The sequence below is a fragment of the Vibrio sp. SCSIO 43137 genome, assembly GCF_028201475.1.
GTDB lineage: Bacteria > Pseudomonadota > Gammaproteobacteria > Enterobacterales > Vibrionaceae > Vibrio.
Genome location: NZ_CP116384.1, coordinates 758,978 through 773,457 on the forward strand (window position 1 = coordinate 758,978; position 14,480 = coordinate 773,457).

General features: G+C 43.8%; 16 protein-coding genes. 6 read left to right on the forward strand and 10 right to left on the reverse strand.

Features of this window, described 5'->3' with window-relative positions:
* Window positions 1-20 precede the first annotated feature (20 nt).
* Entirely contained in the window at window positions 21-1,439 is a 1,419-nt protein-coding gene (locus PK654_RS19255) for an FAD-dependent oxidoreductase (protein ID WP_271700689.1), read from the forward strand.
* Between the two features lie 79 nt (window positions 1,440-1,518).
* Here PK654_RS19255 and PK654_RS19260 read toward each other — a convergent pair whose 3' ends face one another.
* The 4 genes from PK654_RS19260 to PK654_RS19275 all read right to left on the reverse strand — a co-directional run bounded on the left by PK654_RS19260 (window position 1,519) and on the right by PK654_RS19275 (window position 7,018).
* Entirely contained in the window at window positions 1,519-2,445 is a 927-nt protein-coding gene (locus tag PK654_RS19260) for a biotin-dependent carboxyltransferase family protein (RefSeq protein ID WP_271700690.1), read from the reverse strand.
* Window positions 2,433-3,137 (reverse strand): 5-oxoprolinase subunit B family protein, encoded by a 705-nt coding sequence (locus tag PK654_RS19265; protein ID WP_271700691.1) that lies wholly within the window; start codon window positions 3,135-3,137, stop codon window positions 2,433-2,435. The genes PK654_RS19260 and PK654_RS19265 overlap by 13 nt, the downstream gene beginning before the upstream one ends.
* A gap of 7 nt (window positions 3,138-3,144) precedes the next feature.
* Window positions 3,145-3,888: a 5-oxoprolinase subunit PxpA gene (locus tag PK654_RS19270; protein WP_271700692.1), complete on the reverse strand. Its 744-nt coding sequence runs from the start codon at window positions 3,886-3,888 to the stop codon at window positions 3,145-3,147.
* 463 nt (window positions 3,889-4,351) lie between these two features.
* A complete protein-coding gene (locus PK654_RS19275) occupies window positions 4,352-7,018 on the reverse strand; it encodes a bifunctional acetate--CoA ligase family protein/GNAT family N-acetyltransferase (RefSeq protein ID WP_271700693.1) in 2,667 nt (888 codons plus the stop codon).
* A gap of 208 nt (window positions 7,019-7,226) precedes the next feature.
* Between PK654_RS19275 and PK654_RS19280 the strand changes: the two genes are divergently transcribed.
* Window positions 7,227-7,853, forward strand: a complete 627-nt coding sequence (locus PK654_RS19280; protein ID WP_271700694.1) for an SPOR domain-containing protein — start codon at window positions 7,227-7,229, stop codon at window positions 7,851-7,853.
* Window positions 7,854-8,001: 148 nt separating this feature from the next.
* The gene (locus PK654_RS19285) at window positions 8,002-9,003 is read left to right on the forward strand and encodes a D-alanine--D-alanine ligase (protein ID WP_271700695.1); all 1,002 of its coding nucleotides are present in this window, start codon (window positions 8,002-8,004) and stop codon (window positions 9,001-9,003) included.
* On the opposite strand, the gene PK654_RS23070 is transcribed toward PK654_RS19285, so the two are convergent.
* Window positions 8,987-9,949 (reverse strand): tyrosine-type recombinase/integrase, encoded by a 963-nt coding sequence (locus tag PK654_RS23070; protein ID WP_443088763.1) that lies wholly within the window; start codon window positions 9,947-9,949, stop codon window positions 8,987-8,989. The genes PK654_RS19285 and PK654_RS23070 overlap by 17 nt on opposite strands.
* Before the next feature lie 103 nt (window positions 9,950-10,052).
* On the opposite strand from PK654_RS23070, the gene PK654_RS19295 reads away from it, so the two are divergent.
* Both PK654_RS19295 and yciH read left to right on the forward strand, forming a co-directional pair.
* The gene (locus tag PK654_RS19295) at window positions 10,053-10,418 is read left to right on the forward strand and encodes a DUF3319 domain-containing protein (RefSeq protein WP_271700697.1); all 366 of its coding nucleotides are present in this window, start codon (window positions 10,053-10,055) and stop codon (window positions 10,416-10,418) included.
* A complete protein-coding gene (gene yciH, locus PK654_RS19300; RefSeq protein ID WP_271700698.1) occupies window positions 10,415-10,726 on the forward strand; it encodes a stress response translation initiation inhibitor YciH in 312 nt (103 codons plus the stop codon). The genes PK654_RS19295 and yciH overlap by 4 nt, the downstream gene beginning before the upstream one ends.
* Window positions 10,727-11,149: 423 nt before the next feature.
* Here the strand turns inward: yciH and PK654_RS19305 are convergent, their stop codons facing one another.
* The 5 genes from PK654_RS19305 to PK654_RS19325 form a co-directional block, all read right to left on the reverse strand.
* Entirely contained in the window at window positions 11,150-11,353 is a 204-nt protein-coding gene (locus PK654_RS19305) for a hypothetical protein (RefSeq protein ID WP_271700699.1), read from the reverse strand.
* 211 nt (window positions 11,354-11,564) lie between these two features.
* Window positions 11,565-12,218 carry a gcrA cell cycle regulator family protein gene (locus PK654_RS19310; protein ID WP_271700700.1) on the reverse strand — a complete coding sequence of 218 codons (654 nt, stop codon included), beginning with the start codon at window positions 12,216-12,218 and terminating at the stop codon, window positions 11,565-11,567.
* Window positions 12,219-12,233: 15 nt separating this feature from the next.
* Window positions 12,234-12,581, reverse strand: a complete 348-nt coding sequence (locus tag PK654_RS19315) for a DUF1293 family protein (protein WP_271700701.1) — start codon at window positions 12,579-12,581, stop codon at window positions 12,234-12,236.
* Window positions 12,582-12,589: 8 nt separating this feature from the next.
* Window positions 12,590-13,717 (reverse strand): replication initiation factor domain-containing protein, encoded by a 1,128-nt coding sequence (locus PK654_RS19320; protein WP_271700702.1) that lies wholly within the window; start codon window positions 13,715-13,717, stop codon window positions 12,590-12,592.
* Window positions 13,704-13,901 carry a hypothetical protein gene (locus PK654_RS19325; RefSeq protein WP_271700703.1) on the reverse strand — a complete coding sequence of 66 codons (198 nt, stop codon included), beginning with the start codon at window positions 13,899-13,901 and terminating at the stop codon, window positions 13,704-13,706. Before PK654_RS19325 ends, PK654_RS19320 begins: the two co-directional genes overlap by 14 nt.
* 111 nt (window positions 13,902-14,012) lie before the next feature.
* On the opposite strand from PK654_RS19325, the gene PK654_RS19330 reads away from it, so the two are divergent.
* Window positions 14,013-14,471 (forward strand): helix-turn-helix transcriptional regulator, encoded by a 459-nt coding sequence (locus PK654_RS19330; protein WP_271700704.1) that lies wholly within the window; start codon window positions 14,013-14,015, stop codon window positions 14,469-14,471.
* The last annotated feature ends 9 nt before the right edge of the window (window positions 14,472-14,480 follow it).

Here is a 14,480-nt window from a genome sequence, read left to right on the forward strand (position 1 = left end):
TATCTGCTATTAAGATAATAATGAGCAACAACACAGAGAAAAGAGAACAACTTCATGTAGGTATCGTCGGCGGAGGAATTGCCGGCGTGACAGCCGCTATTCTGCTAGGCCAGTCTGGGGTCAAAGTAAGTTTGTTTGATAAGAAGCCCGGTCTGGTTTACGGTCCGCCAATTTGTCACCTGCATGCCGGCGGTAACCTATACCGTGATATCTCTCTCGCGCAGTGTAAAGAGCTGTTAAGGCAGTCTATTGATTCTGTTAAGTTGTACCCTAACACCATCAACGTCCGTCCAACCATCATAGCCGTGCCTGACTCTGATCAAGGTGACCCTGCTTCTGTTATTAGCAGACTAAAGGCTATCCAGAGTGAGTATCAGTTACTTGTTGAGCAGTGTGAGAGCAATAAGGTACTCGGCGAGCCGCAAAACTACTTCAAGCTATTTTCCAGAGAGGAACTTATCGAGTTGTCCTTATGCAGCCAGAGTTCAGGCTTACTGACGGATGAGGACTGGGTGATTCCGTTCGCCAAGACTGTTGATCTGGACAGATTAAAGTATCCGGTTGTTCTGGTTCAGGAATATGGCTGGAGCCTGTTCAGGCTGGCAGCAACGGCACAACTGGAGTTGGAACAGCAACCTTTGTGCCGTGTTCATTTATCATCGCAAGTAAACAGTACAAAAGACAATGGTAATGGCTGGACCATCAACTATAGCCGTGATGGTAGCGATCACAGTGAAAAGGTCGATTACCTGATAAATGCGTGTGGATTTGAAACAGGGACTCTGGATAACTGGCTGGATATGCATAAGAGCCGGCTGGTGGAGTTTAAGGCTGCTTATGTTTCCCGCTGGCAGAGTGGATATAAATGGCCCGAAGTGGTTTTTCACGGTAAAAGAGGTACACCGGACGGAATGGCACAACTTACTCCTTATCCCGATGATGTATTTCAGCTACACGGTATGACCGATGAGATTACTCTGTTTAAAAACGGTTTGGTAAGCAGCGGCGGTGGAAACTCTCAGCCACAACTGCCACAAGAGTTGCTGAACAAGATCAAACTGGGCTGGAGCGATGAAGTAAAGAGCAAACGAACGGACGCTGCTATCCGCCATATGAGCCGCTTTATCCCATCTTTTTGTGAGGCTGAATATGGCGGAAAGCCACTGTTTGGTGCACAACAGATCCCCGGTAGCGATGCCAGTTTGCGGGCATCAGACGTCTCTTTCTATGGAGAACGTTATGCAAGACTGGAAATTGTAAAGGGTTCTTCTGCCATTGAAGCGGCAAGAAAGGTGATTAAGCATATACAAACTACATTTGCTATCGAAGTGAACTGTGATGGAGTGACGCCGTCACACGGTTCGGAGCAGGTAGAATCACTCGCCTGTCAACTTGCCGTACAGCGTGGTTATCCGCAAGAATTAGCAAAAATTTACTGAGATTCTAATTAAAGAGGCCTAAGTAAAGGCCTCTTAAACAGCAAGTAAATATTTTAGATTTGTACTTTAACAAGCGTTTTTAATAGCCAAATCTTAATGCCCAGGAGCACCATATTTCCTGAAGATGCCTGCGGTTTCCACGGATAAACTTAATATCCTGACCGGGTTTTGCCTGTGCCAGTCTCGGATGATCGATTCTGGCCAGAACACCAATCTTAGGGTAGCCGCCCAGCGTCTGACGATCATTCAGTAAAATAATCGGCTGACCGTCGGGAGGTATTTGAATCGAACCCAACGCGATGCCTTCAGAGATAATGCCGTTTGAAGGTGGCTGAATTGGTTTACCTTCAAGCCGGTATCCCATTCGGTCACAATCTTGCCCTACGCGATAAGTCTGATGATAGAAAGCGCGTTTCTGCTCTTTACTGAACTCATTTGCCTGATAGGACTCAAGAACTCTCAATCTTAATGGCAAGTTATAGTCTGGGGTAAAACGGAAGGTGAGTTGTCGTACCGGTAACTTCTTCTGCTCGTCACCGAACTGAATTTCGTCCCCATACTGCAGTGGCTGACCATCCTGATGAAGCCCGCCAAGCTCTTCCCGCATTACCGTAGCGCTACTGCCTAATTGTTCTGCGACCTGAAAACCTCCGGATACCGCTAGATATGCGCGAAGCCCATTTATCGGAAGAGAAAAAGTAAGAACCTGACCTTTTCGGGCGTAAAACGAACTCCAGTTTGTTATCGGCTCGCCATCCAACTTTGCCTGAAGGTCTCCGCCACATATGGCCATCATGGCATTGTTACTTAACGTAAACTCAGCCTGCCCAAGTGTAATTTCAAGGGTCGAGCAGTTAGGCTTATTGCCCAGAAGGTAGTTAGCCCAACAGTAAGCATATTCGTCAACTGGCCCGCCTTGTGTCACCCCGAGAGGTGCAATTCCGTAACGTCCGAAGTCCTGTATAAGGCTTAACTGACCGGGTTTATTAACAATTAGTCTGCCCATAGCTCGCCTCCCAGTGACATATATTCTTCACGGCTGATCGATTTAAAACGTACTAAGTCACCAATTCGTAGTGGTGACAGCATTTCGCTATGCGGGTCAAACAGGTTAGTTGGACAGTTACCGATAATGTTCCAGCCTCCGGGTGTTTGCGATGGGTAGACAGCCGTTTGATTATCGGCAATGCCAACGCTTCCTTTCATCACCTTAAGCCTCGGAGTGCTAAGACGGGGCGTTGCTAGCTGTTCAGGCAGGCCGGATAAAAAGCCGAAACCGGGACTAAAGCCAATGGCACATACCTTGTACTCTTGCTGGCTATGCAATGCGATTAGCTGATCAAGTTGCAAATGTTTTTGCCTGCACAGGTTATCAAGATCCGGGGCAACTTCGTTGTGATAATAAACGGGCAGAGTAATTAGGTTGCTTTCAATCTGACTGTCGTGGTTGTCGACCTGATGAATAATATGTGCCAGTCCAATAAGGATCTCTTCTTCAGGTATCCGGTAAGGAAGGTAGTCAATTAATAGTGTGGTGTAAGAGGGGGTAAGGTTCATTATGCTGTAAGCATATTCGGCATAGATAAGCTCGGAAACTTGATTGATAAAATGCGGTAACTCACTATCTATCTGGTGGGAAAACCGAATAAGTATTGAGGATTCACATACAGCTTCAATAGAGACTTTATCGTCGATCATATTCACCTCATAGGGTCATTAAGGCTTCTTTTATTTTTCTGATTGCAGCGATGGAATGCTCGTTATCGCCATGTATACATACTGTATCGGCCTGAATCTGGATTTTCTGACCGGAAACTGTGTTAACACTTGAGTATTTTGCGATCTGCATTACCTGATGGAAGATATCGTCGCTGTTTTTATATACTGCTCTGGGGTGATTACGCGGAGTAAGTAATCCGTTGTCCAGATAACTACGGTCGGCGAAAGCTTCAAATAGTAACGGGACATTATATTTATCAGCCATTTCAAGATAGGCTGAATTATCACTGCTGGCGAGTATCATCAGTGGAACTGAAAATAGGCGGGCAATTTTAACAATAGCGTGAAAGATAGAAGGATCTTTCATCATGTCATTATAAAGTGCGCCGTGAGGCTTTATATACTTTACCTGAGAACCATACAGGCGGCATATGGCATCGAGGGCGCCTACCTGATAGGTCACCAACTGTGTTATCTCTTCGGTTGAACATTTGACACTACGTCTGCCAAAACCCTGTAAATCAGGATAGCCGGGATGGGCGCCAATTTTGACTCTGTGTTCTATTGCGAGCTGAACAGTGTCTGACATTACGGTTGGATCGGATGCATGAAAGCCGCAAGCTATATTGGCTAAATCAATCCACGGCATCACTTCGTTATCACAGCCCATTTTCCAGATACCAAAGCTTTCGCCCATATCGCAATTGAGACTGACTTTCTGAAATTCCATAAATCGTTTTTCCTCTGGTGTTTCGCGTTAATCAAAACACCGGATAACGCTTTTGATACATAGAGTTAACTATGTCTAAAGAGTTTTGATTTATCAATGTAATCAATAAATATTTTATAAATTCTGTGTACTAACAGATAAATAGCGCTGAAGTACAAAAGTCAGAGTTATATTTCTCACATTTGATAAAAACACGGGATATTGATTTGCCTCTATTTTTATACAAATAAATAACAATTAAGTATAAAAAACAGTCAAACACTGTTAATATTCACCGGTTGAAAGTTTCTAAGAGTGAGGAGATAGGGTTGGAGCTAGCGCTGATCATTACCTTTATTATTGCTGCGGCAATAATGGTAAAAAAAGAAATCAAACAGAAAAAATAACACGCCTTTTTATTAACATTTTCTAAATAAAAGTCGCCCCGATATGGAGCGACTTTTTTAGTTTATACTTCAAAAGTTTAGTCTAAGGGCAGTAACATATCGGCTGTCCCGTCGGCGAACTGAACATCGATTTCAAATCCTAATTTCTGTGCCAGAGTCAACATTCCCCGGTTGGTCGGCATGGTCATCCCCGACATTTGACGGGTACCTTTGTTTTTACAATATCGAATGATCCTTTCCATCAGAATACGTCCTAGTCCGCACCCTTTACGATCAGAACGGATTAGAATGGCGAACTCAGCATCTATATTTTCGGGGTCAATTAGCGCCCTGGATTCGCCCAGAATATTACCTTGCATATCGATGGCGACAAAGGCTATCTCTCTGTCAAAGTCTATCTGAGTCAGATTGGCTAACGCTTCGTGGTTAAACTCTCCCACGTCACTGAAAAAACGTTTATAGAGATCGTCTTTCGACACATTGCTCAGAAATGTTGCGTGTTCAGGTTCGTCTTCGGGAAGAATCGGCCTGATCAGAATATCCTCACCCGATTTAACTTTGATACTCTCTTCCAGTTCAACAGGATAGGGGCGGATAGCCAGCTTATCATTTGCTTCGCCCTGATAGTGACGAAGTTTTAAATCTGCATCCAGAATAGTCAGGGAACCTTCAACAGCGAGAAGAGGGTGAATATCCAGCTCATGGATTTGTGGATTATCAACCACCATCTGCGATAGGCGCACCAGAAATTCGCACAGGTCATCGATATTGATGTTCATCGCCTTTTGCGAACGTATTTTATTACCTTTAATTGCCCGTATTATCAAATATCTGGCCAGCGCCATATTAAGAGGCAGCATAGCGGCCGCTGCGTCAATCGATTCATCCCAGTCCGAGCCGCCTTCACCAAGTAAAATAACTGGTCCGAAAATCTCATCGGATTTTACTTTTACCCTTAGCTCATAAGCGCCTATGCGGCTGGCCATTGCCTGAACAATCAGGCCCTGAACAGAGGCAGACGGATAGTTGAGTTGTACACCATCAAGAATGGACTGCGCTGCACTCTGTACCTCAACAGGGTTTCGCAGGTTAAGTACTACACCGTTAACGTCGGACTTATGGGCAATATCCGGCGAACGCAACTTAACCGCTACAGGGTAACTTATCTGATCGGCAATCTGTACCGCTTCCGCCGGCTCTTGTGCAATCCATGTGTCAAGAACGGTAAACTTGTAGTATTTGAGTAGCGGAGAAATCTGGTGGGTATCCAGAGTAACTTCACTTTGCGTGGTTTGCTCGATGACCCAGTCGCGCGCTTGTTTAACGCTGGCCTGATCCACTTGTTCTGACGTGGTTGGTGTTTCCATCAGATGTTTCTGGTTACGGCGGTACTCAACGAGGTGCATGTAGGCCACTACCGCACTTTCCGGTGTCCGGTAAGTAGGTATACCTGCCTGTGTGAACAGCAGGCGTGCCTCTCGGGTGGTCTTCTCGCCCGTCCAGTTGGTAAGAATATTGAATCTCTTATGTCTGGGGTGTTTTTTCACGCACTCTATAACGGCTTCTGCCGTTTCTGTTGAATGGGCAATGGCCGACGGTGAATGCATAATAAGCAGGGCGTCAATATCATCGCTATCTAACATGGTATTGATGGTATCGACATAACGTTTTTTATCGGCGTCACCAATCATATCGACAGGGTTACTTCTCGACCATGATGAGGGTAACTTAGCATCAAGCATGGTTATGGTATTGTCGCTGAGATCCGCAAGTTTCCCCCCCCATTGAAGAAGGGTATCTACTGCCATTATTGATGGGCCGCCGCCGTTTGTAATAATACCGAGACGTTCTCCGCGCAGTGGCACTGAATGGGTAAGGGTTTCAACAGCAGCAAAAAGCTCGTGAGTGTTGTTTACCCGTAGCATACCGGTACGACGTATGGCAGAGTCGTAAATAATATCTAGGGTGTCTGTGCCGCCGGTATGACGGATAGCGGCCTGACGTCCGGCGTAGGTTTTACCACCTTTAAGTACCAAAATACGGCGGTTACGGGAAGCCGCCCTTGCAGCCGACATAAAACGGCGTGCGTCTTTAATTGAGTCAATATAGAGCAATATTGCGTTGGTTTTACTGTCTGTACAGAGGTGATCAAGAAGCTCGGCAACATCGATATCACTGCCGTTACCGATAGAGATAAATGAAGAAAAACCGATGCCTTTGTCATTTGCCCAGTCGAGAACTGTGGTACACACAGCTGCCGATTGCGAGATAAATGCGATGTTTCCCTGCGCTGCGCTGACGGGTGAAAAGGACGCATTAAAGTTCTTCCATGGCAGAATAATGCCAAGACTGTTTGAACCCAGAACGCGGATTCCGTTTTTCTTCGCTATCTCTATACACTCTTCTTCAATGGTTTTTGACCCTTCAACCGGGGTATGCATATCTGATGAAAGCACTATAGCGGTGGAGACCTTCTTTTCCGCCAGTTGCTCAAATATCTGTTTATTGCGGCTTGCGTGAGTACAGAGAACGGCAACGTCCGGAACAATGGGTAAAGAGTTAATATCCGGATAAGCCAGCACACCGCATACCGCCTTGTATTTCGGAGAGACGGGCATAATCGCTCCCTGAAACCCTCCTTCCAGCAGATTGGTCATCACCACCTTACCGGCACGGAAAGGGGTATTAGATGCTCCTATAACGGCAACAGATGTTGGTTTTAGCAACTTGGCGATATTGTTCATAGATACCTCAAAGAGATGCACGTAATAGAATCATAATCGAATTTTAACCGATTGCGCATGAGGTAAAGTAACTCTTGCTAAACCATCACTTATAACGTGCAATAGCTCACATCAAATCAGGGTAAATTAGAAATAGCCCCTTGATATTATTGAAATCCAAGGGCATGATGCCAACAGGATTCTATTGATACAGCTAATTAAATAAATTATGAAAAAGATTTCCATAATCAGTATTTCATTACTCCTGGCGGCTTGTTCTACTTCAGGCGATTACGTTACGGAAGTTACTTCTGACAGCTTCCGCGAAGAGTATAAAACTGAGCCGGTAGTGGAGGCGATTGCTGCAAATAGCATGACTGAAAGTACCATGGAACAGGCTCCTGTTCAGCAGGCAGAACCTGCCATGACTCAAAAGCAAAATATGGTTCGTGTAACACGTACACAACCAATGCAACAGCAGATGCAACAGCAACCAAGAATGGTGACACCGGCTGCCTCTAACAATAAAACGGTTAGAATTATTGCCCCAACCAGAAAGCAGGTTGAAAGCAACAAGCGTTACGGATTTACTATTCAGGTTATCGCGGTCGACAGCTCTGCAAAGGCGACAAATCTGGCTAAGAAGCTACCTAGCGACCACCCGGTATGGGAAAACTACAAGCAAGTAAACGGAACGCAATGGTACACCTTACTTTACGGTGATTACGCAACCCGCTCTGAAGCTAAAGCGGCGATTCAGACCCTTCCACAGATGTTCCGTGATCTGAAGCCTTTTGTTAAGAGTCTTGATGAGGTGAAGAACTCACCTTATCCGAAACTGATTAAACTTAGATAATTCAAGGACCTTCGGGTCCTTTCTTTTTGGTGATTATTCGCGCATTCAACTCCCCCGAAACGGGAACACGCCAGTTTTTCCTGTACCTTAACAGTCAAAAGGTTATGATGTGCGGATACTATTTTTGTTGTTCCATGGATACAGGTAGATGACTAAAACAACTATAGCTCTTCTATGTGGCGGCGGTTCTTCTGAACATGAAGTATCGCTTATTTCAGCTGAGTATATCTTCCAGCAACTTTCTAAACATTCAGACTTCAGTATTGTCCGTGTTGAAATAACCAAAGATGGCTGGATTTACGACGATCAACAGGTTGTTTTTGATATCAGTAAGAAAGCCCTGGTGGCAGAAGAGTTGGATATAGCAATAGATTATATCGTGCCTTGTGTTCATGGTTATCCCGGTGAAACCGGTGACCTTCAGTCAATGTTTGAGTTGGCTGGTGTTCCTTACCTCGGTTGTGATCCTGAAGCTAGTAAGAATAGCTTTAATAAAATCACTTCTAAGCTTTGGTATGACGCACTGGGTATACCTAATACTCCCTACCTGTTTCTTACCGAAAACAACCCGCAATCCAAACAGAGTGCTTATAACGCTTTTGATAAGTGGGGTAAGCTATTTGTTAAAGCTGCAAGTCAGGGATCATCAGTTGGTTGCTACAGTGTCACAAATTCTGACGAGCTTTCAGACATTATTGATAGCGCATTCGGTTATTCCGATCAGGTGCTAATAGAGAAATCACTGAAACCACGTGAGTTAGAAGTAGCTGCCTATGAATACGAAGGCCAGTTATATGTCACTGCTCCGGGGGAAGTCATTGCGCCAGAAGGGGACTTCTACTCTTATGAAGAGAAGTACAGTGCAGACAGCCATTCTGTAACAGAAGTTGAGGCTCAAGGGGTGTCTGAAGAGATGACTGCCAAGATAGCAACATATTCTAAGATGGTCTTTAACCAGATGAAACTTAAAGATTTGTCTCGCATCGACTTCTTTTTAACCGAAGAAGGGGAGCTATACCTTAACGAAGTGAACACCTTCCCCGGAATGACGCCTATTTCCATGTTTCCTAAGATGATGGAACATAATGGCCATAAGTTTAGTGACTATCTGGCGTCTGCTATCAGAAGAGCCGTTAACTCCAGGGTTTAATCGCCCTGAATTTAGCCATTTCCCCTTCGGCAGTGCTGGTTTTCTCTAAGTATTGAGCCGGCATTGCCGGACTCATCCAGCGACCGAAGTCTTGTATCTCTTTTAATTTATATCCCTGAGTTTGCAACTCTTTAGTGGCACCGACTCGTGCAGACTGGCCGTTAAACTTCATATGTTCTGGTAAGCCTAGCAGGTCACTGGCTCTTCTTAATATGCGATAAATGGAGGAGTCATCAAGTTGCCCCGTACCTATATTGCTGTGCTTATCAATTCTCCTGAAAAGAACACCTTGAGAGCCATATAACAGCCGTACCCATTTTGATATTGCCTTGCAGGCAAGTTCAGAGAGTTGATACTTGTTCTCACCAACCCGTAATAGAGCGTGACTTTTTTGTAACGAAATATCTTCAATTTGCAGTTTTTTTAGTTCTGAGCGTTTTAAAGCGCACTCAAACATAACGAAATAGATAGAAAGGTCCCTGATGCCTCTTATCTCCGGGCATGACGATAACATTATGTTTAGCTGTAACAGATGTTCTTTTGTTAATGGTGATGACTGTTTTGCATCCCCATGCTTTTTAAGCCTTAACTGCTGCAATGTAAACTTAATCTGCCTGTGATTAGTTGGATCACTATAGCAGTGAATAAAATGAATTATGCCTATTGTGATACTGTAACGCCGAAGAGTCGCGAATTTTCGGTCTCTGCACTCATGTTCTAAGAAAAGCCTTACGGCAGTAACAGAAGCGGGAAGGGGGCGTACATGCTTTGACTCACAAAATAACACAAATCTATTCCAGTCTGTTCTCATCGCCAAAACAGAGCTACGGGAGTATTTTCCTTGGGTCAGTTGAACAACGTCTTGCTCTGTAACCGTTTCAGACCAACGCTTTACGCTTGATGCGCAGTGTTTGGGATTGTCTATTGGCGAAACTTTTTTTCTCATCTTTAAAGCACTATAACTCTATAAACGTAACAAAATAATACGCTTGAATATACGATAAATACAATTATTATATAAGAAAACAATACTTAATGAATAAACATCAATGGCTACTACGTTTCACAGAGGGTACTGCATACAATCTGGAGCTGATAAAGATGTATGGCACGTACGCGTAAAAAAACAAGTTCTCAGCGGCAACCTGCCCGCGGTTAAGAAATCTATTGATTGGTGGTGTGATACTGCCACAATTATTGATCCGAAAGAGTTTGCTTCACTGGCACCGAAGAAAGACGAAGAAGTGAACGAACAGCAGGAAGACTACAATGGCCACTTGCTTAAGAGTGACAGCGGAGCTAAAAACAGCTGGTACTGCTTTTTCAATGGCAAGTTAGTGAAAGGCTCTAAAGACGCGATCAAAAAGCATATCGATAAACACAGCGAAGTTAACGCAACAAGAAACAAGTCATGACACTCGTATACTCAACAGAAACCGGCCGCATTAAGCCAGAAGAACAAAAAGTAGCTCGCCCTAAAGGCGATGGTATCGTTAGAATTCAACGCCAGACTAAAGGGCGAAAAGGTAAAGGCGTTTGCATTGTTACCGGCCTTGACCTAGATGATAAGGCACTAAAACTAATGGCAGCAGAGCTTAAAAAAGTCTGTGGTTGTGGTGGTGCCGTTAAACAAGGCGATATTGAAATACAAGGTGACAACCGGGATAAAATCAAAGCTCACCTTGAGAAGAAGGGACTGACCGTTAAACTAGCGGGTGGTTAAGCCTTAAATTAGTAAAGCCGACGTTTGTCGGCTTTGGTTATAAAATCCTATTTAACATAAGATACATAATGCGCACTTTAATAGTTGCTTTATTTAATTAAATCAATGAGATATTTAAGCGTCACCAGTGACGCACACTGAATTTTGATGCTCCGGTACATTCCGAACCACAGATTTTCATTTTGGTGTTTACTTGGAGTTTCGCTATGGCCTAGCAGAAAGAAGGTGTTTTTTGGAATGGCCAAGACTGGCAAAAGACTGTTTCGGGCGTTCACTGTCTGTCGAACCTACAGACAGTATCACGCGCCCTTATATCTCGGTGACTCGCTGCGCTCGGGGCGATGCCCAGTTGTCACAGCTTTCAGGACCTGGGAAGTCACATAAATCAAAATCGATATTTGATGAATCAAAATGAAGTTTTAATTATGGTTCATAACCATCGAAATCACCGGCATCCAACATGCTTTTATGAAGCTCAGGTGTTAGCTCAATCAACTCCAAATCGTCACCATGTTCAAATGACAATACTTGATGCATTTCCCCTAATGATTTGAATGTATACCAGCCTTCATCCGGAGTAAAAGTAGAAATCATTTCCTCACAAGAGGCATCATAATAAACCTTCATATCAAGTCCTTATTCAGATACTTATCGCAGTTGCTGAGAGTATCATCTAATCCAATCTGCCAAAAGTCATGGCACCTAGGACATTGTTCTTCATAAAGAAAAATTTGATTGTTGGAAATGTATTCAGTGCAAAGAAAGTCAATGTCTCCACAAAGAGGACAGCAATCCCGACGTTTAAAGCGTCGGGTTCGATTATTATTGATATCTCTGCTCATCGTTTCCACCCATGGGTAAGTGCTGAAGCAGTCACCCCATCACGACGACCGAAATGTCTATCCAAAGCCAAGCACAACTCATCCAGATGGAAAGCCGCCATGTGTTTAGATGGACGGTATTTATCATAGAGAATGACTATTGAATCCTCTACTCTATCTTTTGATGTCGGTGATTTACGCTCAAGAATACAAATACGTTTCGCCATATCGTAAGGCAACAGTTTTCTGTAAATTGGTGGGTCATACTGGTCTCTGGTCGGAATTTTGAGTTTTAAAAGCCGAGCATAGTACGCAATAGAACTACAGCTACGATTAAGCCTTTTAGCACAGCCCTTTGTACCGAGAAGCCAGTAGTTTTTGATAAGAAAAAGCTCTTGTTTGACTGACAAAGCCTTGCAGCGTTTAATCCCTAACTTTCTTAACCTGTCACCTATTGTATTGGGAGACTTTTCAAAAAACGCCCCAATCTCATCAAGAGAGCAGCCCTTTTTATACATCGACTCGAGAGTCTTATTATCTTCATCCGTCCAATATCGATATGACCTAGTTTGCTTAGGCTCTGAAGTATCTATGGGACGCTTGACCAGCAAATCAGAGAAAGAGCATTCGCTGGCCTGTAGTTCTGTTGTTGCCGTACTGACGTTATCCATAGCTGATCCTTTTTATTATTGTTTCATGGATGCTTTGAAGTGAGCCTTTATATCCTCATCAACAGGGATAAGCTCAATAACCTTGGAGCCTGCAAGCGGGTCGTCATAATCCAGCGCGGTATCAACTTCATATTCACGTCTGGGAACCAAAGCACCAGTATCACGAAGCTGACAAGCGTAGTTGTAATCCATATACAACGGCTGGTCATACTTGAGATTGATTTCTCCGGACTCACCAAACACCTGACGCTTAAAAGAACCAGTATCAAGGTCTCTAAGCGGACGGCTGATATTCAGAATGGCAGATTTGCCACGCTCACCATCCATAAACGTGATACCCAGAACGAATAAACCTTTTTTCATAATGTCACCTAATAGCTACTTAATATTTCATCAACCAAACGGTTGTATGTACATGGATAACCAAGCTTAGGGTCTCCCCTTGCAATGGTTTCTATGACCTTGTTTGCGTCTCCGTTGTAAAGACGAGAAAGGTCTGAGATTACCCGACCCCACTGGCGGCGAAGCCAATAGGTAGAGGAAAGGACTTCCAAAGCGGCACGTTTTTCAGGCTTTGGTTTAGTATCAAATGGCTCTGAAGACTCGATAGAAGCGGCATAGGCGTTGATTGCTGCAAAAGCCCCTGCAAGGTTACGCAGTATCTCTATAGACCATTCTTTCAGCTCTACCTCAGAGCGATACCAGATAACGGTCGTATCTGTCAGATTCTGCTCAAGAGCCTTGTTATAGATACGCCAATAAATACGAGAGCTACGGGAGCCAACGCTGATTTGCTCTTTAACATACTTTCTGGAGCCGTCAGGCAACCATGAATACTCATAGTCCTCTTTGACCTTGGGATTTTTGCCCCTGACAGAAGGCTTGAATGCGCCCTCATAGGCGGCTGTTAGCGCGTATTTGCAATCAAAAAGGCCGTGGAAGTCATCAAAGGCTAAATCCGCACGTTTAACATGCGTAATGTGCAAAACGTTATTAAGCCAGTGATACAGAGAAAACAGGGAGCGGACAGCCAGCACATGTTTACAACCAGTGCCGTTTATCGAGATATGTATAGTATCGTTATTACCGCCAATGCCGATGCGGCCACAGTAAGACTCTCCACATGGAGACAGTAAGTTAAAAGAGTTTTCATAGAACTGAAATTGCTTATCCAGTGGTGCAGACATGGATAGTCCAAGCACCTTGTTGACGAACACACGCAAGCACTCCTCAAAGTACTGACGCATGACAAAATCGGTGTATGCCTTATAGTCCTCATAGGATTGACCATCCCTGATTATCTGACGATTAATAACCGGAGCCTGAGGAAAGTGAGGTTGAGTCTGTCTGGTGAAGCCAATAAAGCCAGCACGTTCACAGTGGCGAAGGTCTTTAATCTTGAAGGTAAAAGCCAACCAATCGAGCTGTATGCCGGAATCATTATGGTTACCCTGCCCTGTTAAATTAGCTTGGATTTGCTGAGCCTCATTCATGTGCATTGAGAAGCCCCGCATCAACGCGCTCTTCACGAGTCATATCATCAATAGATATCAGCTCATAATCAGCGTATTCAGAATCACAGTAAGAAACCAGATTAGGCATCGACTTGAAAAAATCCCAATGACCGTCAAGGAAAACCGAGACGGTGTAATCGGGCATCATGTCGTAGAAAACTCTGGTCACTCTAAAATTCTGTCAAGTATGATTTTTCATACTTTAAACAACACAAATGGATATGTAAAGTCTTGGGTGTTAAAAACCATATGTATAATTACAGAAAAGGAAACCTAAGAGATGAAAATCATGCTTCAAGATGTACTTAAAGAAACACGAGAGATTAGAGGATTAAAACAAAGTGAAATCGCTGAGTATGTAGGTGTAACTCCTCAAACCTATATGAAATGGGAAAACGGGAAGAATGAACCCAAAGCGAGCCACCTGAAAAAACTAGCTGAGATCCTCAAGGTATCTGAAATTGAAATGTGTAGAGGAAAACGCAATTCGGAAAGTTATCACCCTATAGAATTCATGAAAAATATTGCTAAATATCAAAGATATATAGATAGCGTCACCTTCACATCAATACTTTTTGATTACATAGAAGATAAAAGTGACTTTATCGACAAACTCGAAGAGGAAATTAAGAGTACTCACGGATTTACAGGTGATGAAATTAAGTACTTAAGTGAGGATGAAAAGATATCTGCCCATGGTTACAAAAAGGCTATAGATATTGTAAATCAAAGCGAATAGCCCTCTCAG